The following is a 22,261-nucleotide window of genomic DNA, read 5'->3' as shown; positions in this document are numbered from 1 at the left end:
CCTCCCCGTGGATCGGCCCGTGGCTCGGCCCTGACGCGACGTGGATAGAGCGCGGCAGGGGGCGGGGCAAGCGGGCCGCGTTGCGGCCGCGCGCCCCTGCGCCTACGTGAAGCGGACGGGAGGGGAGCCGATGAGCTACGACGCGCACGAGGCATACGTGGCGCCCGCGCGCGATCGGGCCGAGTGGTGGCGCACGGCCGCCGGCCTCGTCACCGCCTTCGTCGCGGGGCTGGCGCTCTACCAGCTGTTCCTGGCCTTCCTCGCCTCGCTGATCGGCCCCGCGACCATGCAGGCGATCTGGGACGAGGCGACATTCTCGGGCGACACGGCACGCGGCACGCTGTTCGCCCTGTTCTCCTTCGCGTTCTTCGGCACCGGCCTGGCGATGGCGCTGCGGGCGATCCACGGGCGGGGCCTGGGCACGCTGTTCGGCCCGTGGGAGGCGGTGGTGTCCGACTTCCTGCGCGTCGCGCTGTCGACGGGGCTGCTCTACGGCGGGTTGCTGGTGCTCTTGCCGCAGGATTACGCGCTGGTGCGCAACGAGGCGATGAGCGCAGGGCTTTGGCTGGCGCTGCTGCCGCTGTCGCTTGCGGCGATCATCGTGCAGGCCGGCACGGAGGAGCTGTTCTTCCGCGGCTACCTCCAGCAGCAGATCGCGGCGCGGATGCCGGGCTGGCCGGCATGGATGCTGATCCCCGCGACGCTGTTCGGCCTCGCGCACTGGGCGCCCGAATCGGCCGGCGACAACGCGGTCTGGTTCGCGGTGTGGGGCGTGGCCTTCGGCCTCGTCGCGGCCGACCTCACGGCGCGGACGGGGGCGCTTGGCGCGGCGCTGGGCCTGCACGTCGCCAACAACGCCTTCGCGGTGCTGGGCACGGCGCTGGCCGGGCCCGGCTCGGGCCTGGCGCTGTGGCACGTGCCGATGGCAGCCGATGCGCCCGGGCTCGCCGCGCTGATGCCCGTGGAGTTCGCCACGCTTTTCGTGGCGTGGCTCGCGGCGCGGCTGGCGCTGAAGGTCTAGGCCGGTCCGGGCGGTGCTCGCGCAATGCGTCCGCATCGTCCTGGCTGGCGAACCCCGACGGCGCACGCCCATACGTCAGGGCGGGCGCATGGCGATGTCGCATCGGCGCCCGCCGCGTGCGGGCTGCAAGAACAGACCGCGCGCCACGGGCCCCTGAATGAAGCGACACCTGCATGGTCACGAGCGGCTGCGCTCGAGCCGCCCAGATCCTTCTGGAAGGATCTGACGCCCAGAATTTCCCAGAAAATTCTGGGTCCCGTCCCGAGGTGGGTGGCTTCACCCCGGGCGTCCGTCAGGCCGGAGGCAGGAAAGGCGCGGTCCCAAGCGCCCCGCCGAGATCGGCCGCGGCCCTACGCAGAGGGGTCCGCAGGGAAAGCGCGTCTCGGCCCCCACCGCTCGACGATCTCGCGATCCATGCCGGGCATCCTAGAGGCTGTCCTCGACGCGGCAGCCCTGAGGGATGGTGTCGCGCCCGTCGAGCACGAGGTCGGCCATGACGCGGGCGACCCCGGGGGCGAGGCCGAAGCCGATCTTGAAGCCGCCATTCGCCACGTGGTGCCCCGGCCGTCCGGGCCACCCACCCAGCATCGGCCGGCGCGAGCGAGCGCGGGGACGCAGGCCGGCCCAGCGGTGCAGCACGGGGGCCTCGCGCAGGGCGGGCACCGTGGCGCGGGCGCGGGCGATCACGTCGTCGAGTTGCGCGTCGGTGGCGTGGGGGTCGCCGAAGTCGCGCTCGGCGGTGGAGCCGACGGCCACCGTGCCGTCCTCGTGGGACACGACGAACAGGCCCTCGCCGCCGATCTGCGGGGTGCCCGGCCGGTCGAGGCCGAGCACGGCGGCCTGCCCCTTGACCGGCCGCCCCACCTCGCGGCCGAATGCGGCCGACAGGTCGGCCAGCCCCGCGGCGCCGGTGGCCCAGATCACCGGTTCCGTTTCAGGCTCCGGTGCCGCCGCGCCATGGCCTTCCACCACCTCGCCGCCCCGCGCCCGGATCGCGGCCGCCAGCGCCGCGCCGGCCTGACGCGGATGGAGCCGGGCGGCCAGCGTCTCGTGCACCAGCTTGCCCGTGGGGCTGGCGGGCGCCCAGTCGCCCGCCTCGGCGGCGTCGATCACCCGCCAGTCCGCCGCGCCCCGCCAGAGGGTGCGGGCGGCCGCGACCCGCTCCTCGGCGCGGGCGAGCGCGGCGGCGTCCGCGATGGGTTGCAGACGGCCGGTGCGGGCGTAGCCGGGCGAGAGGCCGGACGCGTCGGCCACGCCGGCCCAGAAGCCTTCCGCCGCGAGCAGGCTGTCGAGCTGGAACGCCTTGAGCGGCCCCCACCGCTCCGGCGCGTGGGGGGCGAGCGCGCCGACCACCCCGCCCGACGCGCCCGCCCCGATCCGGTCGCGTTCGATCAGCCGGACGCGGGCGCCGCGGCGGGCCATCTCCCACGCGCAGGCGAGGCCCCAGACCCCGCCGCCCATGACCGTCGCGTCCCATCTGCTTGCCAAGGTCCGGCCCCTCTCCGATAGTCCGCCGCGGTTCCAACTCGGGCCGGGGAGGCATAGGGCAGCGCATGACCGGCGACCAGAGCAGCGCGGCGTCCGGGCTCGACTGGCGCGCGGGCGAGGTGCCCGTCTCCACCCGCTTCGGCGATCCCTACTATTCGCTTCAGGACGGGCTGGCCGAGGCGCGGCACGTCTTTCTCGCCGGCAACGGGCTGCCGGGGCGGCTGACCCCGGGCTTTCGCGTGGCCGAGCTGGGCGTGGGCACGGGGCTGAACCTCCTCGCGCTGGCCGAGGCGGCGGGCGAGGTGCCGGTGCTGTATCTCGGCTTCGAGGCGTTTCCGCTGACGGCGGCCGAGGTCGAGCGCGCGCTGGCGCCCTTCGCGTCGCTCGCCCCCTTCGCGGGGCAACTTGTGGCGGCCTGGCGGCCCGAGGGCTTCGCCGCGCGCATCGGCTCGGTCGAAGCGGGCATGGTCGTGGGCGACGCGCGACGGATGCTGCCGGTCTGGCAGAGCGCGGCGGATGCCTGGTTCCTCGACGGCTTCGCCCCGGCGAGGAACCCCGAGCTGTGGGAGCCGTCGCTGATGGCCGAGGTCGCGCGGCACACCGCGCCGGGCGGCACCTTCGCCACCTACACCGCGGCGGGCGCGGTGCGGCGGTCGCTGGCCGAGGCGGGCTTTGCCGTCGAGCGGGCGGCGGGCTACGGGCGCAAGCGGCACATGAGCCGCGGCGTTCTGGCTGCCGGGGCCGGGCCATGACCGAGCAGAACACGCGGCTCGGCATCCTGCTGATGGTGGCCACCACCTTCGTCTTCGCCATGCAGGACGGGATCTCGCGGCACCTGGCGAGCGAATACAACGTGCTGATGGTGGTGATGATCCGCTACTGGTTCTTCGCCGCCTTCGTGGTGACGCTCGCGGTGCGACAGGCCGGCCTGCGCGCCGCCGCGGCCACCTCGCAGCCCTGGGTGCAAGCGTTCCGCGGCGTGCTGCTTGCCGCCGAGATATGCGTGATGGTGCTCGCCTTCGTGCTGCTGGGGCTGGTCGAGAGCCACGCCGTCTTCGCCTCCTACCCGCTGCTGATCGCAGCCCTTTCCGGCCCGGTGCTGGGCGAGCGGGTGGGGCCGTGGCGCTGGGTGGCGATCGGGGTGGGCTTCGTCGGCGTGCTGGTGATCCTGCGGCCGGGATTCGCCGTGTTCTCGGTCGAGGCGCTGGTGCCGCTGCTCTCGGCGACGATGTTCGCGCTCTACGGCCTGCTCACCCGTTACGTCGGGCGGCGCGACAGCACCGCCACCTCGTTCTTCTGGACGGGGACGACCGGTGCCGCCTTCATGACCGTCGTCGGCATCTGGTTCTGGGAGCCGATGACGGGCCCCGACTGGGCGTGGATGGCCGCGCTCTGCATCACCGGCGCATCGGGGCACTGGCTCCTGATCCGCACCTACGAGGTGGCCGAGGCGAGCGCGGTGCAGCCCTTCGCCTACCTCCAGCTCGTCTTCGCCTCGACGCTGGGAATCACCGTGTTCGACGAGCGGCTGGAGTGGAACGTGGCGCTGGGCGCGGCCATCGTCATCGCGGCGGGCCTGTTCACGCTGTGGCGCGAACAGGTGGCGCGCAACCGCCTGCGCCGCCCGGGCTGAGTGTGGCAGGCGAACAAACGCGGCGGGCCGGGCGTTCACGGCGCATGGGGCAGCGGCCGGATATCTGCGTTCTCGTGAATCCCGGGGCCGGGCGCGACGCGCCCGAGCAGAAGCGCGCCTGGCTCGAGGCCGCCTGCGCGCGCCATCCCGGCCGGTTCGCGCTGCGCGAAACCGACCGAGACACACCGCTTTCCGAGCAGGTGCGCCGGGCCACCGGCGACGGGTTCGCCCGCATCGCCGCGGCCGGCGGCGACGGCACCGTGGCAGGCGTCGCCGCCGCGCTGGCGGGGATGGACGACGCCCCCGACCTCGCCGTGATCCCGTTCGGCACGTTCAACTACTTCGCCCGCGGGATCGGCCTGCCGCTCGAGACCGGCGCGGCGGTCGACCTCGCGGCCGGGGGCACCGCGCGGGCGGTGGCGGCGGGCGAGGTGAACGGGCAGCTCTTTCTCAACAACGCGAGCCTCGGCCTCTACCCCGAGGTGCTGCGGCGACGCGAGCGCATCTACGCGCAGTATGGCCGCTCGCGGCCGGCGGCGCTGTGGTCGGTCGCCCGCACGATCCTGCGCGCGGGCGGGCCCGAGGCGATGCGGGTGACGCTCGACGGGTGCACGGTGCGGCAACGCTCGCCGCTGGTCTTCGTCGCGCGGAGCGCCTTTCAGGTCGAGAGGTTCGGCCTGCCGGGGGCCGACTGCATCCGCGACGGCCGGTTCGCCGTGTTCGTGGCGCCCGACGGCACTCGGGCGGAACTGTTGACGCTGGCCGCGCGGCTGGCCGCAGGACGGATCGAGCCGGGGCGCGACTTCGACTGGCACTGCGCCGGGGCGGTCACCATCGACACAACGGGGCGCCGCCGGACCGTCGCCTGCGACGGCGAGCGCTTCGACATGGCTGCGCCGTTCCGCTTCACACTCCGCGGCGATGCTCTGCGCGTCGTGCGCCCCGAGGGAGCGGAGCGGCACGGCGACGAGGCAGGCCCCATCACGCCCGGACCGGGTGCGGCGCCCGGCGCGGGGTCGGGCCTGGCTGCGGGGGGCGCATGACGACGCGGATCGTGCATCTCTCCGACCTGCATTTCGGACGCGACCGGCCCGAGCTCGCCGAGCCTCTGATCGCGGCGGTGGGCGAGCTTGCACCGGATCTCGTGGCGGTCTCGGGCGATCTGACCCAGCGCGCCCGCATCGGCCAGTTCCGCGCCGCCCGCGCCTTTCTCGAGCGGCTGCCCGCGCCGGTGCTGTGCGTGCCGGGCAACCACGACACGCCGCTCGACAACCTGTTCGTCCGTCTCCTGCGGCCTTTCGGGCGCTACAGGGAGCATATCTCGCAGGATCTCGAGCCGCGCCTCAACGTGGGCGACGTGGCGGTGGTGGGGGCCAACACGGTCAACCCGCTCGCGTGGCAGCGGGGGCGAATCGGGCCGCGCACGGTGGACCGGGTATGCGCGGCGTTCCGCGCGCGGGGCGACTCCGGGCCGAACGTGGTGGTGCTGCACCATCCGCTCGAGCATGCGCCCGGCACCGACAAGGCGCTGACCAGAGGCGCGGGCCGGGCGCTCGCCGCCTTCGGCGCCTGCGGGGCCCATGTCGTGCTCTGCGGGCACCTGCACAGCTGGCGCACCGCCGCGGCGACGGTGGCGCGCGGCACGCTGCTGGTGCAGGCCGGCACCAGCCTGTCGACGCGGGTGCGCGACGAGCCCAACGACTTCAACCTGATCACGCTCGACGGGCGGGCCGCGCGGGTGGATCGCTACACCGCACGCGACAACGCGACCGGCTTCGCGCACGAGGGGGCCTATCGCTTCATGCGGAGCGACGCGGGCTGGGAGATCGACGCGCGGCGATGACCCCCCCGCATGAGAAAGGGGCGCCGGAGCGCCCCTCGCCTCGTGGCGCGCGGGGCCGCGCTCAGATGGCGCTTTCGATCCAGTTCTGCAGGGCGGCCTTGGGCGCGGCGCCGGTCTTGTTCGACACCACCTCGCCGTCCTTGAACAGGAAAAGCGCGGGAATACCGCGGACGTTCAGCGAGGCGGCGACCGACATGTTCTCGTCGACGTTGACCTTCACCACCTTCACCTTGCCGGCCATCTCCTCGGAGATTTCCTCGAGCGCGGGGCCGATCTGCTTGCAGGGGCCGCACCACTCGGCCCAGAAATCCACAACGACGGGGATGTCGGACTGCCTCACTTCGGTGTCGAAGGTATCGTCGGTGACGGCATGCGTGGTCATTGGGGCGCCTCCTCGGCTCGATCGGTTGGAGGCCGAAGCTATGGAGGCCCCGGCGGGGCGTCAAGACGAGGGGGCTGCGCGGGCAAGCGCCGCGGCGGCAAGGGCGGGCGGCACCGTCATCAGGCGCGGCGCGCGGGTCCACAGAAGCGCGGTCTCGATCTCGTGGCCGGGATAGATCAGCCCGAGCGCGGCGGCATAGGCGCCCATCTGGCGCAGCAGGCCCTCGGGGATGTCCTCCGGCCGCTCGGGGATCAGCGTGTTCGACTTGAAGTCGACGGCAAGAACGCGGGCCCCCTCCACCACGAGACGGTCGATGCTGCCGGCGATGCGCTGTCCGCCGAGCTGGGGCAGGGACGCGGTGATGGGCACCTCGGCGAGCGTGCCGGGGGTGAAGAGCGGCGCGAGGCCGGGATCGCCGAGGATCGCCGCGGCCTCGGCCAGCTCGTCTTCGGCGCCCTCTGCGTGCGGGTCGAGGGCGGCGGCGATGGCAGGCCAGGTGGCAGGGTCATGGCGCGGCAGCTCTTCCAGCAGACGGTGCAGGCGGGTGCCGCGGGCGACCGCCGCGTCTCCGGCCGGCGCGCGGCTCTCGCCGTTCGCGGGGAGTGCGCCGTGGGCGGGGGGTGCGCCGTGGGCGGGGAGTGCGCCGTGGGCGGGGGGGCGCTGCCCCCCGTCGCCTGCGGCGCCTCCCCCCGGAGTATTTGGGCCAAGATGATGGAGAAGGGCCTTGGCGCCGCCAAGATCGGAGGGGGCGCGGGGCCGGGCGGGCCGGGGCGGCGCCGGCGGCGCGGTGCGCGCCCAGCCGGGCAGGGCGGGGGGCGGCGTGGCGGCGGCGGCGGGCGCATGGGGCCCCTCGGCGGGCCAGTCCTGCGACTGCAGCAGCAGGCCGCCCGCGCCGCGGGTATCGTCGGCCACGGCGCCGGCGCGCTCCAGCCCTGCGCGGGCCTGCTCGTACCATGTGTCGCCGCGTGCGCCCAGCTCGCCCGAGGCGGCGAGGACCAGCCATGTCTCGGCCCGGGTCATGGCGACGTAGAGCAGACGGCGCGATTCCGCCTCGCGGCGGGCCACCGCCTGCTCGCGCAGCTCCAGCAGGGGGCGAGGCGCCTCGGCCTTGCGGGCCGACCAAAGGGGGCGGCCGGCGGCATCGACCAGCACGCGGTCGGACACGTCGCGCAGCCGCCGCTGCTGGCCGCAATCGGGCAGGATGACGATGGGGCTCTCCAGCCCCTTCGCGCCGTGCACCGTCATCACCCGAAGCTTGGCGCCCCTGCCCTCGGCCTGCCGCTTGATGCGCGCGGCCTCGCCCTCCTGCGCGGCGAGGAAGGCGGCGAGCGAGGGCACCGCCTGCCCCTCGTGCGCGAGCGCGCGGGCGAGCAGGGCGTCGATGCCGTCGGCGGCCTCGGGGCCGAGCCGGGCGACAAGGCGGCGGCGGCCGTCGTGCCGCGTCAGGATGCGCTCGATCAGCTCGAAGGGGCGGTGGAAGTCGGCCGCGGAGCGCAGGTCGTCGAGGGTGGCGACCGTCTCGGGCCAGTCGCTGGCGCGCCTGCGCAGGGCCTGCCAGAGGTGGCGGCTCTGGCGGCCCGCGGCGAGGTCGTAGAGATCGCCCTCGGACCAGCCGAAGAGCGGCGAGCGCAGGGCGGCGGCGAGCGACAGGCTGTCCTCGGGCGTGTCGAGGAACGCCAGCAGCGCGGTGACGTCGCGCACCGCCAGCTCCTCGCCGAGCTTGAGCACGTCGGCGCCGGCCACGTCGAGGCCGGCCGCCTTGCACCGCCGTATGATCTCGTGGAACAGCGTGCCGCGGCTCTGCACGAGGATGAGAATATCGCCCGCGGTGACCGGGCGGGGGCCGTCCGTGCCCGGCAGGTGCGCGCGGTCGACCATGGCGCGGGCGGCCTCGGCCACCTGCGCGGCGAGGCGGGCGTGGTGATGCTCTTCTCCGCGCTGGTCGACTGGCTCGTACCACGGTGCGTCCTCGCCGGTGTCGGCCGGCTCCACTCGCGGCCAAAGCTCCACCCGGCCCGGCGCGTTACCGTGGAAGGGGATGTGCTCGAAGTAATCGCCCAGCCCGTCGCGGTTGCCCGGCGCGAAGGTCTCGTCGACCGCGCGCAGGATCTCGGGGGCGGAGCGGAAGGAATGCGCCAGCTCCAGCTCCTGCAGGGTCTGGCCCGTGGCCGAGAGGCGGGCGCGGTAGCGGTCGCGCTCGGCGATGAAGCTGTCGGGGTCGGCGCCCTGGAACGAGTAGATCGACTGCTTGAGGTCGCCCACCACGAAGAGCGTGCGGTCGCCGGGGGCGTGGGCCGAGGCGCCCGAGGTGAAATCGGCCGTCAGAAGCTGGACGATGCGCCATTGCTCGGGGGCCGTGTCCTGCGCCTCGTCGACGAGGATGTGCTCGATCCCGCCGTCGAGCTTGTAGAGCACCCATTCGGCCACGCCGGGGGCGTCGAGCAGGCGCGCGGTGCGGGCGATGAGGTCGTCGAAATCGACGAGGCCCCGCTCGGCCTTGGCGCGCTCGTAGGCGGGCAGGAAGAGGGCGGCGAAGCGGTGGAGCGCGTGGGTCTGCCGCGCGGCGGCGAGCGCCCGCTCGCCCTCGCAGGCGGCGACGATGGCCTCGGCCATCGAGTCCCACGTCTCGGCCAGGGGGCCAAGGGCGATGCGGGCATTCTTCGTCGGGATCTTCGAGTTGGCGCGAGAGCGGTCTGCAACGAGGGCCACGGCGCAGAGGTCGTCGAAGGCCGCCGCGCCACCGCCCGCACCGGCGATTCGGCGCAGCTCGGGGGCGAGCGCCTGCATGGTCTTCGACTCGCCGTCGAACACGTCGGCGATGGCACGCAGGTCGTCCGGCCCGATGGCCGAGACGGCATCGGCGCGAAGGGCATCGACGGTGCTGCCGGGGGCGAGGCCGAAGGCGGCCAGCGCACCTGCCGCGTCGAGCGGTGGATCGAAGGCGGCGCGGTGGCGCAGGATGTCGTCGCAGAGGGGGCCGAAATCCTCGTCGGAGACCTCGGCGGCGACGGCTTCCACCTCTGCCTGGCTGGCCTCGGCGATCTGCGAGAGCACCTCGGCACGCAGCTGCGCCGCCTCGGCCTCGTCGAGCTCGCGGAAGGCGGGGCTGATCCCCGCCTCGAGCGGGAAGCGCCGCAGGATCGACGCGCAGAAAGCGTGAATCGTCTGGATCTTCAGCCCCCCCGGCGTCTCGATGGCGCGGGCGAAGAGGCGGCGGGCCCTGGCCAGCGTGGCGGCATCGCGGGGCGCGTCGGCGCCGAGCACCTCGAGCGTGTGGGCGAGCGCCGCGTCGGGGGCCATCGACCACTCGCCGAGGCGGCGGAACAGGCGGTTCTGCATCTCGCTGGCGGCCGCCTTGGTGTAGGTCAGGCAGAGCACGTTCTGCGGCGCGGTGCCGGCGAGCAGGAGCCGCGCCACCCGGTCGGTCAGCACCCGCGTCTTGCCCGAGCCGGCGTTGGCGGCGAGCCAGGTCGACGCCGTGGGATCGGCCGCCTGCACCTGGTGCTGCGTGGCGGTGTCGCGCTTCGCCTCGTCCCTCATGCGTCGTCGCCTCCGACCCGTTCCGGCACGGCCGCGTCGGTCAGATCCCATTCGCCGAGGCGGGCGAGGTGGTCGTAGTCGCCCTCGAAGCGCACGGTCTCGGCCGCGCGGCGGGCGGTGTAGCCACGGTCGCGCACGTCATAGGCGGCGATCAGGGCATGAAGTTCCTCGAAGGCGCGGTCGGGCAGGCGGGCGCCCTCGTCCTCGACGGGGATCTCGCGGTCCGACCCGCTTGCGCCGAGGGCGATGTAGGTCATCGCCGTCACCGGGGCGGCGGGCAAGCCGGGAAAGGCACCGCGCTCGGCCATCGCCGCCTCGAGCGGGAGCTGCTTGTCGAAGGCGCGCACCTGCTTGAGCGTGGGCGGGTTGCCCGACTTGTAGTCGCGCACGGCGTAGGTGCCATCTGCCGCAAGGTCGATGCGATCGGGCCGCGCCTCGAGCGTGAAGTCGAGGCCGGAGAGGGGGAGGCGGCCCTTTTCCTCGGCGAACACAGGCTCGGCGTCGGCCAGCCGCGCGGCCTCGCCCGCGATCAGCCGGTCGGCCACGCCCATCAGACGCGCGCGCCACAGCGTGGCCATCGCCGGGTCGTGCGCCCGGGCGTCGAGCGCCGCGGTCGCCCTTTCCAGCGCGGCGCGAGCCGAGCCCGGGTCATCGCGCCACTCCGCGTGATGCTTCAGGAACCGCTCCATCGTGTCGTGCAGGGCAATGCCGCGGGCGCGCGCATCGGCCAGCGGCAGAAGGGGGGCGAGGCGGCGCAGACCGAGCACGTATTGGGCGTAGATCGCGTACGGATCGCGGATCAGCGTGGTGATCCGGGTGACGGACAGCGCCTTGGGTCGGGCGGCGAGCGGCGGGCGGGGCGAGGGGCGCGGCGCGGCAGCGACCGGCGCCTCGGGTGTCTCGAGCGCGGCGTGCCGATCGAGCCAGTCCGAGCCGCGCTTCTGCATCGCCTTCAGCGCCTCCGCGCCCCCCGGCCCCAGCCCCTTCAGCAGGTTGGTGAGCCGGTTCAGCCAGCGCGAGGGAACCGTCTCGGCCTCGGCGTCACGGGTGGCGCGGGTCAGCATCGCCTCGGGCGCGGCGACGGCCTGCTGGAAGTCGTGGGCCGAGAGGCCGATCTGGCGCTCGGGCAAGGTCAGCCCCGCCTCGGCCCGCATCCGCCGGTTGAGCCACGGGTCGGGGCCGGGCAGGCCGGGCCAGGTACCCTCGTTCAGCCCGGCGAGGATGGCGAGGTCGACACCGCCCGCCCGCGCCTCGAGCGTGCCCCAGATCATCACCTGCGGATGGGGCAGCCGCGGATCCTGCACCTGCGCGGACGACAGGTGCAGGCGCAGCAGGTCGCCGTAGGCCCGCGCCGGGAGCGGGCCGGCATGGGCGGGGGCGGCCTCGGCCAGCGCATCCATCGCCGCGCGGGCGGCTTGGCCGGCGGCCGCGTCCCACAGGGTGCCGGGCGGCGTGCCGCCAGGGCCGGCCGCCACCGCCTCGGCCAGCGCGAGATGGGCGGCGATGCGCTCGGCAAGCAGGCAGGGGGCGCGGTGCGACGCGGCCTGCTCGAGCAGCGCGGCGAGCCACTCGGCCCACTCGGCCTGCGCCTGTCGCTTCTCGGCAAAGGCCGCGAGGTCGGCCGCCCCGGGCCGCGGGATGTGCGCCTCGCGCAGGAACAGCTCGAGCTCGCGGGTGGCGAGCAGATGGGGGCCGCGGGCGCCCCCGGTCGCGGCGAGCGGGTGCTTGAGCAGCGCCAGCAGGTCGGGCAACTCGGGCGGCGCCGCCATCAGACCCGCGGTCAGGCGCAGAAGGCGCCCCGGCGGGGTCTGGTGCAGCGGCGTGCCGCCGGAATCGTCGGGCTCGATCCCCCAGCGATCGAGCGCGGCGGCCACCTGCCGCGTCAGGTCGCGGTCGGGGCAGATCAGCGCGGCGCGCTTGCCCGTGTCCACGGCCGCGCGCAGGCACAGGGCGATGGCGCCGGCCTCGGCGCGGGGGCTTGGCGCCTCGACGAGCGACAGGCGGGCGGTCGCCGCCGCAGGATCGCCCAGCGCCGCACCCTCGGCGCGCCAGCGGTCGGTCACCGGCGCCGGGCAGAGCGCGAGCGAGACGAGGCGGTTGCGCGCGGGGTCGGGCGCGGGCGCGTCGTTCCAGGGCGCCACGTCGGCGGGTGTCAGGCCCAGCGCCTCGATCAGGCCGAGGAAGCGGTATTGCGGGTGATCCTCGCCGTGGTGGGCACTGTCGAGCGCGGCCCAGTGATCGGCCGGCATGTGCGTGTCGAAGCCGGGAAGCACGACCCAGCCCTCCGACAGCCGCGCCACCGCCTCCATCAACCGCCGCGTCGCCCCCCGCGAGCCGGTGGAGCCCGCGACGACCACTGGCCCGTCGGGTGGCGCCGCTTGCCACCGCGCAACCAGCGCATCGACGATGCGGGCGCGGCGGGCCTCGGCACCCGGCAGGCTCCCGCCCCCGAAATGCGCATAGGCGGCATCGACGATCGCGCGACTGCGCTGCCAGTGGGCGGCGTGGCCCGCCACGTCGATCCGCGCCAGCGCCTGCGGCGGCACGCCCTCGCCCTCCATCTCGTCGATTAGGGCGGCGAGGCTGCGGGCGAGGTCGAAGGCGGCGGCACGCGGGCCGAGCGTGGGGTCGCGGTCGATCAGCGCCTCGATCAGCCCGGCGAGCTCCAGCGTCAGGGCGAGGGCCGCGCGGGCCTGCGGCACCTCCGGGAAGGCGCCGAGGGCATCGAGATCCGACACCGGCACGATGCGCGGCAACAGGCGCGGCGGGCCGGACGACAGCGCCTCGGCCACGCGCCGCGCCATGCGGCCCGAGTTGACGAGGATCGTCGTGCGCGCCCAGTCGTCGGGCGGGCGGCCCGCCAGCCGCGCCTCGAGCCCGGCGGCCAGCGCGGAGGGAAAGTCGGCACCGGGCGGCAGGGCGTAGAGGCCGCTCACGGTGCCCCCGCCAGCATCCGCTCGGCCTCGGCGATGCCGCCGGGGTGGCCGACGTCGCACCAGCCGCCGGGATGGACCGCGCCGAACAGGCGGCCGCGCTCCGCGATCCCGTCCCACACCGCGTTCAGCGAGAAGGCGCCGGGCGGATGCGCCGCGACCGCCTCGGCCACCACGATCTGCGCGCCGGTATAGGTAAGGCTCCCGCCGCGGGCGAGCCGGCCGCCTGCGTCGAGGCGGAAGTCGCCCGCGCCGGCATGGCCGCGCGCGCGTTCGGCCGGGACGAGAAGCAGCAGCGCGTCCATCCGGTCGGGCTGCCATGCCTCGGCCAGCGTGTCGAGCGGGTTCGGCCCCGTCCAAACGGCATCGGTATTGAGCGTGTAGAGCGGCCCGCCGCCCAGCAGCGGCAGGGCGTGGCGCAGGCCGCCGCCGGTGTCGAGGAGATCGGGCGTCTCGTGCGACACGGCCACGTCGGGGCGGGCGGCGAGATGCGCGGCGATCTGCTCGGCGCGGTAGTGGGCGTTCACGGCCTTTGCCGGCACCTCGGCCGCGTCGGCCAGCGCCAGCGCGTGATCGAGCAACGCCCGGCCCGCCACCTCGATCAGCGGCTTCGGCCGGTCGGCCGTCAGCGGCCTCATCCGCGTGCCGAAGCCAGCGGCAAAGAGCAGGATGGCCCGCGGCCGCGCCCCGCTCACGGCGCGGCGGGGGCCGGGTCGGCCACCGTGCCCGCGCGGGCGCGGATGCGGTCGAGGCCGGCAGCGTCGGGCGCGGGCAGGGTGCGGGCCACGGCCTCGGCAAGGTCGGCACAGGCCGGGTGGGCGATGTCGCGCTGCAGAAGGCCCCAGACGCGGGGGATCAGCCCGGCATATGCGGGCTTGCCGTCGCGCAGCGCGAGCCGGGCGAAGACGCCGAGGATGCGCAGCGCGCGCTGGGCGCCGAGGACGGCGCAGGCGGCCTGCACCTCCGGCTCGGGGCGCCCGGTGGCGGCGGCGTAGCGCGCGATCATCGCGTCGTGCAGATCGGGAGAGACATCCCGGCGGGCGTCCTGCACCAGCGAGACGAGGTCGTAGGCCGGGTGGCCGCGCGCCGCGTCCTGGAAGTCGAGCAGGCCGACGCGGGCAGTGCCCTGCCGGCCGGGCAGCCACAGCAGGTTCTCGGCGTGGTAGTCGCGCAGCACCGTCGCCGCGTGGCCTGGCGCGTGGGCCTCGATCGCGGCGCGGGTCGCCCGCGCGAGGATGGCGGCGGCGTCCTCGTCGGCGTCGCCGGGCGAGCGGCCGGCAAGACCGGGGCGATACCACAGCGCGGCGAGGCGGGCGCGGTCGGCCATCTCGGCCGGTCCGTAGGCGGGCAGGTCGGCGGGCGGGGCGTGTCCATGGAGGGCGACGAGCAGATCGACGGCCGCCTCGTAGAGGGCGCTCTCGGCCTCGGGACGGCGCGCGACCACGCGGGCGTAGAGGTCGTCGCCGAGATCCTCGATCAGGGCGAGGCCGTGCGCCTCGTCGGCCGCGAGGATCGCGGGCGGCGAGAGGCCGAGGCCCGCAAGGTGGCGCGCGATGTGCAGGAAGGGGCGCACGTCTTCGCCCAGGTCCGGCGCGGCGTCCATCAGCACGGCGCGGGCCCCGCCGGGCGCCGTGAGCCGCTCGTAGCGGCGGCGCGAGGCGTCCCCGGCCAGCGGGGCGCGGGCGGCCTCTCGCCAGCCGGCGCGGTCGAGAAAGGCGGCGATGGCCCCGTTGCGGCTCATGGCCCGCGCCCGAGTGCCGCAAGGGTATCCGCCCAGCGGGAGGGATCGCCCGAGAGGGTGGCGCGGCGGCCATCGCCCTCGGGCGCGAGGTCGATGCGCAGGGCGTCGGCGGGCGCGGCCCCGCCCAGGCGGTCGGGCCACTCGACAAGGCAAAGCGCGGTGCCGAAGGCTTCGGCGAGGCCCAGTTCCTCCAGTTCCGACGTGTCGCCGAGGCGGTAGAGGTCGGCATGCACGATCTCGCCCGCCGGCGCGGCGTAGGGCTGGACGAGCGTGTAGGTGGGCGAGGGCACCTCGGGCGGCTCGGCTCCGCCGGCGCGGAAGGCCGCGCGGATCAGGGCGCGGGCGAGGTGGCTCTTGCCGGCGCCGATGGGGCCGGCGAGCAGCACCGTGTCGCCGGATCGCAGGAGGGCGGCCAGAGCCTGGCCCAGGGCGTCGGTCGATACGGCATCGGGCAGCGCCAGCACGCGCTCGGCCCGGCCGGCACAGGCAGCACGGGCGGGGTCGGTCGGAGCGGGCGGTGCGGCTGCGGCGGTCGTCACGCGGGGCACAATACAAGCGGCGGGGGCACGGACAAGCCCGCAGCGGGCTCAGGCAGGGGCGGTCTGGCACTGGCTGCGGCCGGCAGCGCCGCTCAGGTCGTCGCCGTCGCCGCCTGACGCGGTGTGCCGGAAGCCGCTTCGCCGGCTGCCTCGCCCTCGACCGGGGCGAGGCGGCCCGCGCCGGGCGCCCGCGGGGTAAAGCCGACCAGCGTGCCCGCCCCGGCCAGCGGCGCGACACGGCAGACCAGGCCGCGCCCGTCGGCCAGGCGCACTTCGCGCGACCAGCCTTCGGCGCCCGGATTGGCGGCGAAGGCGGCGATCTCGTCCCATACAGGGGTCGGGCTGGCCGCCGCGCGCCACCGCACCACCGCCTCGGCCAGCGTCGCCGGCACGAGCGTTGCGGTCGTGTCGTCGTCCCACAGCGACTCGTAGGCGGCATTCGAGAGCACGAGCGCACGCGAGGGCCCGAAGACCGCGATGGCCTCGGGCATCGCGTCGACCACGGCCTGCCCGAGTTCGAGCTCGGAGCGGAAGCGCCGGGTCAGGGTCACCTCCGAAGTGATGTCCTCGAACAGGAAGGCGATGGCGCCGTCTGGGTGCGGTCGACCCGTGACACGGAAGGTCGTGCCGTCGGGCAGCGCCCACGTCTCGATATGGGTGCCGTTCGCCGCCGCTGCCTCCATCTCGACGATGCGGCGGCGCCATTCGCGATAATCCTTGGGCTCGGGCATCCGGCGCGCCTCGCGCAGCGCATCGAGGAAGTCGAACAGGGTGGGCCGGCGGCTGAGGAACAGCGGTTGCAAGCCCGACAGGTCGGTCAGCGCGGGGTTGAACACGGCCAGCCTGCGATCGCGATCGAACAGGGCGAGGCCGATGGGCAGGTGGGCAAAGGTCTTGACCAGCGTCTGCATGAACTCGCGGTGCTGCCCCTCGGCGCGCGCCAGCCGGTCGGCCGGCATGGCGAACACCATCGTGGCGTCGCCCGACCGGGCGCGCGTCGCGTCGAAGATCAGCGTCTCGGTGCCCTCGCCCTCGCCCTCGCCGTCCGCGCCGTCTCCCTGCTCGCGCGGCAGCTCGAGCGACAGGCGCCCGCCCGGCTGCTCGCCCCCGTCGGACGCGGGAAAGAGCCGTGGCAGCGGCCACGAGAGCGTCTCGCCCTCGGGGTCGGCGCGCAGGGCGAGCTCGATGTAGGCGGCATTGGCCCAGCGCACCGCGCCCCCGGCGTCTTCCTTCCAGATCAGCACCGGCGCGGCGTCGATGGTGGTGCGGAGGTCGGCGAGCTCGTCTTCCATCGCGGCGAGGGCGAGGCTGTCGGGCAGGGGGGCCTCGCGCTCCTCCCGCGGGCGCAGGGCGATGCGCGTCAGGCCCGAGCGCCACTCGGCCGCGAGCACCGTCTGCCCGTCCGACGACTCGATCTCGAGCGACTGGCGGCGGCCGAGGCCCGAGAGCCGCTCGGCAAGGTCGGGGAAACGCGGCGAGAGCACGGCGGCGAGGCGCGGAAAGTCCTCCATCTGCTCGGGGCCGTGGGCGAGGAGCGCGCGCGCGTCGGAGGTGGCATCGACGAGATCCTCGTCGTCGAACAGGAAGGCGGTGGGATCGCCCTCGTGCTCCAGCGGCGACCAGGTGACGCGGCGCGGCGGCGTGAGCCGGACAACCAGCACGAGCGCGGAGAGCGAGGTCAGGAACGCTGTGACCAGCAGCAGAAGGCCGAGCGGAAGATCGAGGTAGTCGAACGGGTGCATGCCGCCTCCCCAAGCGCCCCGTGAGCCTCGGCGAGAATGGTTAACTTGTGGTTAAGGATGACCTTGCGGTCGGCGCCGGGCCGTCGCCTGCGGCCCACGGCCGCGCCTCGATCCGCGGCTCAGCCCACGCGGATCGGCCGGTTCTGCCCCAGCGGCCGGCTGCCCTCTGGGGTCTCGGCGGCGATGCGGGCGCGCGGCCACATCACCTCGACCAGTGCGCCCGACCGGTCCGCGCGGTCGCCCGGCGTCGCGAAGAGATCCGACCCGTTGGCGAACGAGAGCTCGGCCCCCGACCGCTCCAGCAGCGTCTTGGCGATGAACAGGCCCAGCCCCATCCCCTCGTATTCGGGGCGCTTTCCGCGCTCGGCGGCGCTCTTGCGGGCGCGCATGAACGGGTCGCCGATCCGCCCCAGCAACGTGGTCGGAAAGCCTTCGCCGTCGTCTGCGATCCGGATCGAGACGGTGTCGTCGGTCCAGCGCGCGTCGACCCAGACGGTGGTCGAGGAGAAATCGACCGCGTTCTGCACGAGGTTGCGCAGGCCGTGGATCACCTCGGGGCGCCGCCAGATCTGCGGCTGGCGCGCGTCGGCCCCCGCCTCGGGCGCCACGTCGAAGCGGATGTCCTTGCCGCGGTCGCGGTGGGGCTCGGCCGCCTCGCGGATCACGCTGTCGAGGGGGGCCTGCCGCATGTGCAGGTCGTCCTTCCCCGCCCGGCCCATCGAGCGCAGGATGTCGCGGCAATGGTCGGCCTGGTCGCGGATCAGCTCGGCATCCTCGCGCAGGGTCTCCTGCCCGTCGAGCTCGTCGATCAGCTCGGTCGAGACCAGCTTGATCGTCGCGAGCGGCGTGCCCAGCTCGTGCGCCGCCGCCGCCACCACGCCGCCGAGATCGGTCAGCTTCTGCTCGCGGGCAAGCGCCATCTGCGTCGCCAGCAGCGCGTCGGACATCGAGTTGATCTCCATCGAGACCCGGCGCGCGTAGAGCGCGAGGAACGCCACGCCGATGACGATCGCCATCCAGAAGCCGAAGCGAAAGATCTCGGGCATCTCGAGCACGTCGCCCGACGCGCTGCGCAGCGGGATGTAGGAGACCGCGAGCACCGAGACGAGCGCCACCGCCGTGGCACCGAGGATCGCCGCCGACCGAAGCCGCAGCGCCGAGGCGGCAACGGTGACGGGCGTCAGGATCATCACCGCGAAGGGGTTGTTCATGCCCCCAGTCAGGAACAGCAGGAACGACAGCTGCGCGACGTCGAACATCAGGGTCAGCGTCGTCTCGGCCTCGGAGAGGCGCTTGTTCTCGGGGTAGACGAGGATGGCGACGAGGTTGGCCATGATGGCCACGCCCACGGCGAGGTAGCACAGCCCCACCGGCAGCTCGATGTCGAAGTAGTGCCGCGCCGTCTCGATCGCGGCGAGCTGCCCCACGATGGCGATCCAGCGCAACACGATCAGCGTGCGCAGGCGCACCCAGTGGCTGCGCGACATTTCGTCGAACATGGGGAGCGTTGGTTCGTCCATCCGCCGGCCTTACATCTCGCCTCGCCGCCCGTGATAACGCGCCGCGCTCGGATGCAGAAGGGCGAACGGGAGAGGGGAGATGCCAAGATGCAGACCAGAGCCTACGCCATTCTCGCCGGGGCGTTGACCGCGAGCCTTCTGGCGGCGCTCGGCGGGTTGGTCGCGGTGCAGCGCTTCGGCGGCACCAATGTCGCCGCCGATTGCGGGGCGGGGGCATCGGCGGGCGACATCGGCGGCGATTTCACGCTGGTCTCCGAGACCGGCGAGACGGTGAGCAGCGCGCAGGTGATCGACCGCCCGAGCCTGATCTATTTCGGCTACACCTTCTGCCCCGACGTCTGCCCCCTCGACACCGTGCGCAACGCCGAGGCGGTCGACATCCTCGCCGAGCGCGGCCTCGACGTGCAGCCCGTCTTCATCTCGATCGACCCCGCCCGCGACACGCCCGAGGTGGTCGACGCCTTCACCGCAAACATCCACCCCGACATGCTGGGCCTCACCGGAAGCCCCGAGCAGGTGAAGGCCGCCTCGCAGGCCTATCGCACCTACTACAATGCCCACGACGACGAGGACGACGAGTTCTATCTCGTGGATCATACCACCCTGACGTATCTGACCCTCCCCGAGCGCGGGTTCTCGGGCTTCTTCCGCCGCGAACTGTCTGGCGAGCAGCTGGCCGACCGGGTGGAGTGCGTGTTGCGCGCAACGGGCGCGTCTGGCTGATTCGCGCCGCCAACACATAGGTTTGACGCAGTGGCGAAGTGCCACTAACTCTAGGTCGGCGATACGGGACGCCGACGGGAGAGACACACATGGGCGAACGGGAGGCTGAGGATCTTGGCGTGGAGCGCTCGCTCCTGATCGTGGATGACGACGAGCCGTTCCTTCGCCGTCTCGCCCGGGCGATGGAAAAGCGCGGCTTCGAGCCAGAGCTGGCCCAGTCGGTCGCCGCCGGGCAGGCCATCGTCACTGCCCGGCCACCCGCCTACGCCGTGGTCGACCTGCGGCTGGAGGACGGCAACGGCCTCGACGTGGTCGAGGTGCTGCGCGAAAAGCGTCCGGATTCCCGCATCGTGGTGCTGACCGGCTACGGCGCCATCGCCACGGCGGTGGCCGCGGTCAAGATCGGCGCGACCGACTACCTGTCGAAGCCGGCCGACGCCAACGACATCACGGCCGCCCTGCTCGCCAAGGGTGAAGACATGCCGCCGCCCCCCGAAAACCCGATGTCGGCCGATCGGGTGCGGTGGGAGCATATCCAGCGCGTCTACGAGCTGTGCGACCGCAACGTCTCCGAGACGGCGCGGCGGCTCAACATGCACCGCCGCACCCTGCAGCGTATCCTGGCGAAGCGTTCGCCGCGGTGAGATCGGGGCGGCCGGCCGGCCCTGCGCTCGCCGCCTGTCTGGCGCTCGCGGCCTGCGCCCCACCCGCCACGGCGCCGCCTCCGTCCAAGCTGCCGCCCGCACGCGGGCTGAGCCTGATGCCGGCCACGCAGGGCATCGACGTGGCGCCCACCGGGCAGGAGATCGGCTTCGGCCGCCACCGCGCAGGCGCCGTGGCCGCGGTGGCCCGCGTGCTGGGCCGCGCGCCGGATGCCGCCACCGCGCCGCCCGGCTGCCCTCTCGCCGCGGTGGCATGGCCGCGCGACGGCCTGACGCTGTATTTCGAGGGGCGCGACGCGCGGTTCGTCGGCTGGCGCGCGGGCGATGGCCGCACCTTCCCCGGCGCGCCGCGCTCCGCCGGGCGTACCTGCTAGAGCGCGGCCATAAGCTCGGCGTGCCGGGCGGTGTAGGCGGCGCGCACCTCGGCGGGGGGGCGCAGCGCGATGGCGAGGCCCTCGGCGTGCTCGGGCCTCGGCCGGCCGAAAAAACGGTCGGCCTCCCGCTCGGAAAAGCCCGCGATCTGCGTCGCCTCGAGCCACGCCGATACCTTGTCGGCCTTCTTGATCTGCTTCTTCACGCGGCCCGGCACCTCGGCCGGCAAGCCGAAGCGCAGGTGGATCGCCGCCGACAGCCGGTCGTCGAGCCGGCCGTATTCCGGCCCCACCGCCGCCTTGACCGGCGAAATCATGTCGCCGATGACGTATTCCGGCGCGTCGTGCAGCAGCGCGGCAAGCTGCCAGCGTGGGTCGGGGGGGCAGAGCCGGGCGAAGATGCGCTCGACCAGCAGGGAGTGCTCGGCCACCGAGTAGGGCCAGTCGCCGGCCGTCTGCCCGTTCCACCGGGCGACGAAGGCGAGGCCGTGGGCGATATCCTCGATCTCGATGTCGACCGGCGTGGGGTCGAGCAGGTCGAGGCGGCGGCCAGAGAGCATCCGTTGCCAGGCACGGGCGGGCATGGGCAGTGATCCTCCGGCGGGTCGGTCCGGGGCAGGGTTAGGGCAGCCCAACGGCACGGGCAACAGGCGCAGTTGCCGTTGTGAGGGGGCGGTGCTAACTCCCGCGCGACCTCATAACGGAGCGCAGAGCATGCCCAGGGATTTCGTCGTCAAGGACATCGCCCTCGCCGGGTTCGGGCGGCGGGAGATCGAGATCGCGGAGACGGAGATGCCGGGGCTGATGGCGCTCCGGGAGGAATACGGGGCGGCGCAGCCGCTGAAGGGGGCGCGGATCGCCGGCTCGCTCCACATGACGGTGCAGACCGCCGTGCTGATCGAGACGCTGACCGCGCTCGGCGCCGAGGTGCGCTGGGCCTCGTGCAACATCTTCTCCACCCAGGACCACGCCGCCGCCGCGATCGCCGAGGGCGGCACGCCGGTCTTCGCCGTCAAGGGCGAGACGCTCGCGGAATACTGGGACTACTGCGACCGGATCTTCCGGTTCGGGGGCGAGAGCGGGGGCGGCACCGCGAACATGATCCTCGACGACGGCGGCGACGCCACGCTCTACGTGCTGATCGGCGCCCGCGTCGAGGAGGGCGAGGAGGATCTCATCGCCGTGCCCACCTCGGAGGAGGAGGAGGCGCTCTTCGCCCAGATCCGCAAGCGCATGGCCGAGAGCCCCGGCTGGTTCGGCCGCCAGCGCGCCGCCATCCGCGGCGTCTCGGAAGAGACCACCACCGGCGTCCACCGCCTCTACCAGATGATGAAGAAGGGCCACCTGCCCTTCCCCGCCTTCAACGTCAACGACAGCGTCACCAAGTCGAAGTTCGACAACAAGTACGGCTGCAAGGAGAGCCTCGTCGACGGCATCCGGCGCGCCACCGACACGATGATGGCCGGCAAGGTGGCCGTGGTCTGCGGCTACGGCGACGTCGGCAAGGGCTCGGCCGCCTCGCTCGCCGGCGCGGGCGCCCGGGTGATCGTCACCGAGGCCGACCCGATCTGCGCGCTGCAGGCGGCGATGGACGGCTTCCAGGTGACCACGCTGGAAGACGTGGTCGAGACCGCCGACATCTTCGTCACCGCGACCGGCAACAAGGACGTCATCCGCCTCGAGCACATGCGCGCGATGAAGGACATGGCGATCGTCGGCAACATCGGCCACTTCGACAACGAGATCCAGGTCGCCCAGCTGAAGAACCACAAGTGGACCAGCATCAAGGACCAGGTGGACATGATCGAGATGCCCTCGGGCAACCGGATCATCCTGCTCAGCGAGGGGCGGCTGCTGAACCTCGGCAACGCCACCGGCCACCCCAGCTTCGTGATGTCGGCCTCCTTCACCAACCAGGTGCTCGCCCAGATCGAGCTCTGGACGAAGGGAGAGCAGTACGACAACGCCGTCCACGTCCTGCCCAAGCACCTCGACGAAAAGGTCGCCCGCCTCCACCTGGGCCGCATCGGCGTCAAGCTCACCGAGCTCGCCCCCGACCAGGCCGACTACATCGGCGTCACCCCCCAGGGCCCCTTCAAGCCAGACCACTACAGGTATTGAGG

General features: G+C 73.8%; 19 protein-coding genes. 9 read left to right on the top strand and 10 right to left on the bottom strand.

The genetic code is table 11. The features are described 5' to 3' along the window. Nucleotides 1-130 precede the first annotated feature (130 nt). On the top strand, nt 131-1,021 hold the full coding sequence (locus tag DLJ49_RS04635; protein WP_115392366.1) for a CPBP family intramembrane glutamic endopeptidase: 891 nt from the start codon (nt 131-133) through the stop codon (nt 1,019-1,021). A gap of 426 nt (nt 1,022-1,447) precedes the next feature. Here DLJ49_RS04635 and DLJ49_RS04630 read toward each other — a convergent pair whose 3' ends face one another. Then, on the bottom strand, nt 1,448-2,482 hold the full coding sequence (locus DLJ49_RS04630; protein ID WP_115392365.1) for an NAD(P)/FAD-dependent oxidoreductase: 1,035 nt from the start codon (nt 2,480-2,482) through the stop codon (nt 1,448-1,450). 92 nt (nt 2,483-2,574) lie between these two features. Here DLJ49_RS04630 and mnmD point away from each other — a divergent pair, with 92 nt between their 5' ends. The 4 genes from mnmD to DLJ49_RS04610 are packed head-to-tail and all read left to right on the top strand — an operon-like array spanning nt 2,575 to nt 5,985. Beyond that, a complete protein-coding gene (gene mnmD / locus DLJ49_RS04625) occupies nt 2,575-3,261 on the top strand; it encodes a tRNA (5-methylaminomethyl-2-thiouridine)(34)-methyltransferase MnmC2 (RefSeq protein WP_115392364.1) in 687 nt (228 codons plus the stop codon). Beyond that, entirely contained in the window at nt 3,258-4,142 is an 885-nt protein-coding gene (locus tag DLJ49_RS04620; protein ID WP_115392363.1) for a DMT family transporter, read from the top strand. Before mnmD ends, DLJ49_RS04620 begins: the two co-directional genes overlap by 4 nt. A 44-nt stretch (nt 4,143-4,186) precedes the next feature. Next, nucleotides 4,187-5,185 carry a diacylglycerol/lipid kinase family protein gene (locus DLJ49_RS04615; RefSeq protein WP_115392362.1) on the top strand — a complete coding sequence of 333 codons (999 nt, stop codon included), beginning with the start codon at nt 4,187-4,189 and terminating at the stop codon, nt 5,183-5,185. Then, nucleotides 5,182-5,985 carry a metallophosphoesterase family protein gene (locus tag DLJ49_RS04610; protein WP_115392361.1) on the top strand — a complete coding sequence of 268 codons (804 nt, stop codon included), beginning with the start codon at nt 5,182-5,184 and terminating at the stop codon, nt 5,983-5,985. The genes DLJ49_RS04615 and DLJ49_RS04610 overlap by 4 nt, the downstream gene beginning before the upstream one ends. 61 nt (nt 5,986-6,046) lie before the next feature. On the opposite strand, the gene trxA is transcribed toward DLJ49_RS04610, so the two are convergent. The 8 genes from trxA to regB all read right to left on the bottom strand — a co-directional run bounded on the left by trxA (nt 6,047) and on the right by regB (nt 18,382). Further along, nucleotides 6,047-6,367, bottom strand: coding sequence for a thioredoxin (gene trxA, locus DLJ49_RS04605; protein ID WP_115392360.1), 321 nt, complete (start codon nt 6,365-6,367; stop codon nt 6,047-6,049). Between the two features lie 60 nt (nt 6,368-6,427). Continuing rightward, nucleotides 6,428-9,907, bottom strand: coding sequence for a double-strand break repair helicase AddA (gene addA / locus DLJ49_RS04600; RefSeq protein WP_115392359.1), 3,480 nt, complete (start codon nt 9,905-9,907; stop codon nt 6,428-6,430). After that, complete coding sequence (gene addB / locus DLJ49_RS04595) at nt 9,904-12,843, bottom strand: double-strand break repair protein AddB (protein ID WP_115392358.1); 2,940 nt, start codon at nt 12,841-12,843, stop codon at nt 9,904-9,906. Before addB ends, addA begins: the two co-directional genes overlap by 4 nt. Further along, a complete protein-coding gene (locus DLJ49_RS04590; RefSeq protein ID WP_115392560.1) occupies nt 12,840-13,508 on the bottom strand; it encodes a nucleotidyltransferase family protein in 669 nt (222 codons plus the stop codon). The genes addB and DLJ49_RS04590 overlap by 4 nt, the downstream gene beginning before the upstream one ends. A 23-nt stretch (nt 13,509-13,531) precedes the next feature. Next, the gene (locus DLJ49_RS04585) at nt 13,532-14,581 is read right to left on the bottom strand and encodes an aminoglycoside phosphotransferase family protein (protein ID WP_115392357.1); all 1,050 of its coding nucleotides are present in this window, start codon (nt 14,579-14,581) and stop codon (nt 13,532-13,534) included. After that, nucleotides 14,578-15,120: a tRNA (adenosine(37)-N6)-threonylcarbamoyltransferase complex ATPase subunit type 1 TsaE gene (gene tsaE, locus DLJ49_RS04580; RefSeq protein WP_369932487.1), complete on the bottom strand. Its 543-nt coding sequence runs from the start codon at nt 15,118-15,120 to the stop codon at nt 14,578-14,580. The genes DLJ49_RS04585 and tsaE overlap by 4 nt, the downstream gene beginning before the upstream one ends. A gap of 92 nt (nt 15,121-15,212) precedes the next feature. After that, the gene (locus DLJ49_RS04575) at nt 15,213-16,862 is read right to left on the bottom strand and encodes a PAS-domain containing protein (RefSeq protein WP_115392355.1); all 1,650 of its coding nucleotides are present in this window, start codon (nt 16,860-16,862) and stop codon (nt 15,213-15,215) included. Between the two features lie 119 nt (nt 16,863-16,981). Further along, nucleotides 16,982-18,382, bottom strand: coding sequence for a sensor histidine kinase RegB (gene regB / locus DLJ49_RS04570; RefSeq protein ID WP_115392354.1), 1,401 nt, complete (start codon nt 18,380-18,382; stop codon nt 16,982-16,984). 87 nt (nt 18,383-18,469) lie between these two features. Here regB and DLJ49_RS04565 point away from each other — a divergent pair, with 87 nt between their 5' ends. The 3 genes from DLJ49_RS04565 (at nt 18,470) to DLJ49_RS04555 (ending at nt 20,141) form a co-directional block, all read left to right on the top strand. Continuing rightward, nucleotides 18,470-19,105 carry an SCO family protein gene (locus tag DLJ49_RS04565; protein WP_115392353.1) on the top strand — a complete coding sequence of 212 codons (636 nt, stop codon included), beginning with the start codon at nt 18,470-18,472 and terminating at the stop codon, nt 19,103-19,105. A gap of 89 nt (nt 19,106-19,194) precedes the next feature. Further along, nucleotides 19,195-19,749, top strand: coding sequence for an ActR/PrrA/RegA family redox response regulator transcription factor (locus tag DLJ49_RS04560; protein ID WP_115392352.1), 555 nt, complete (start codon nt 19,195-19,197; stop codon nt 19,747-19,749). A gap of 116 nt (nt 19,750-19,865) precedes the next feature. Then, entirely contained in the window at nt 19,866-20,141 is a 276-nt protein-coding gene (locus DLJ49_RS04555; protein WP_115392351.1) for a hypothetical protein, read from the top strand. On the opposite strand, the gene DLJ49_RS04550 is transcribed toward DLJ49_RS04555, so the two are convergent. Then, nucleotides 20,138-20,722, bottom strand: a complete 585-nt coding sequence (locus DLJ49_RS04550; protein ID WP_199533299.1) for an HD domain-containing protein — start codon at nt 20,720-20,722, stop codon at nt 20,138-20,140. The genes DLJ49_RS04555 and DLJ49_RS04550 overlap by 4 nt on opposite strands. Before the next feature lie 130 nt (nt 20,723-20,852). On the opposite strand from DLJ49_RS04550, the gene ahcY reads away from it, so the two are divergent. After that, nucleotides 20,853-22,259 (top strand): adenosylhomocysteinase, encoded by a 1,407-nt coding sequence (gene ahcY, locus DLJ49_RS04545; RefSeq protein WP_115392350.1) that lies wholly within the window; start codon nt 20,853-20,855, stop codon nt 22,257-22,259. The last annotated feature ends 2 nt before the right edge of the window (nt 22,260-22,261 follow it).

The organism is Rhodovulum sp. 12E13 (assembly GCF_003340565.1).
Lineage (GTDB): Bacteria > Pseudomonadota > Alphaproteobacteria > Rhodobacterales > Rhodobacteraceae > HLUCCA09.
Note: the sequence above shows the minus strand (reverse complement) of the source record. Positions and strands in the feature narration are given on the sequence as shown.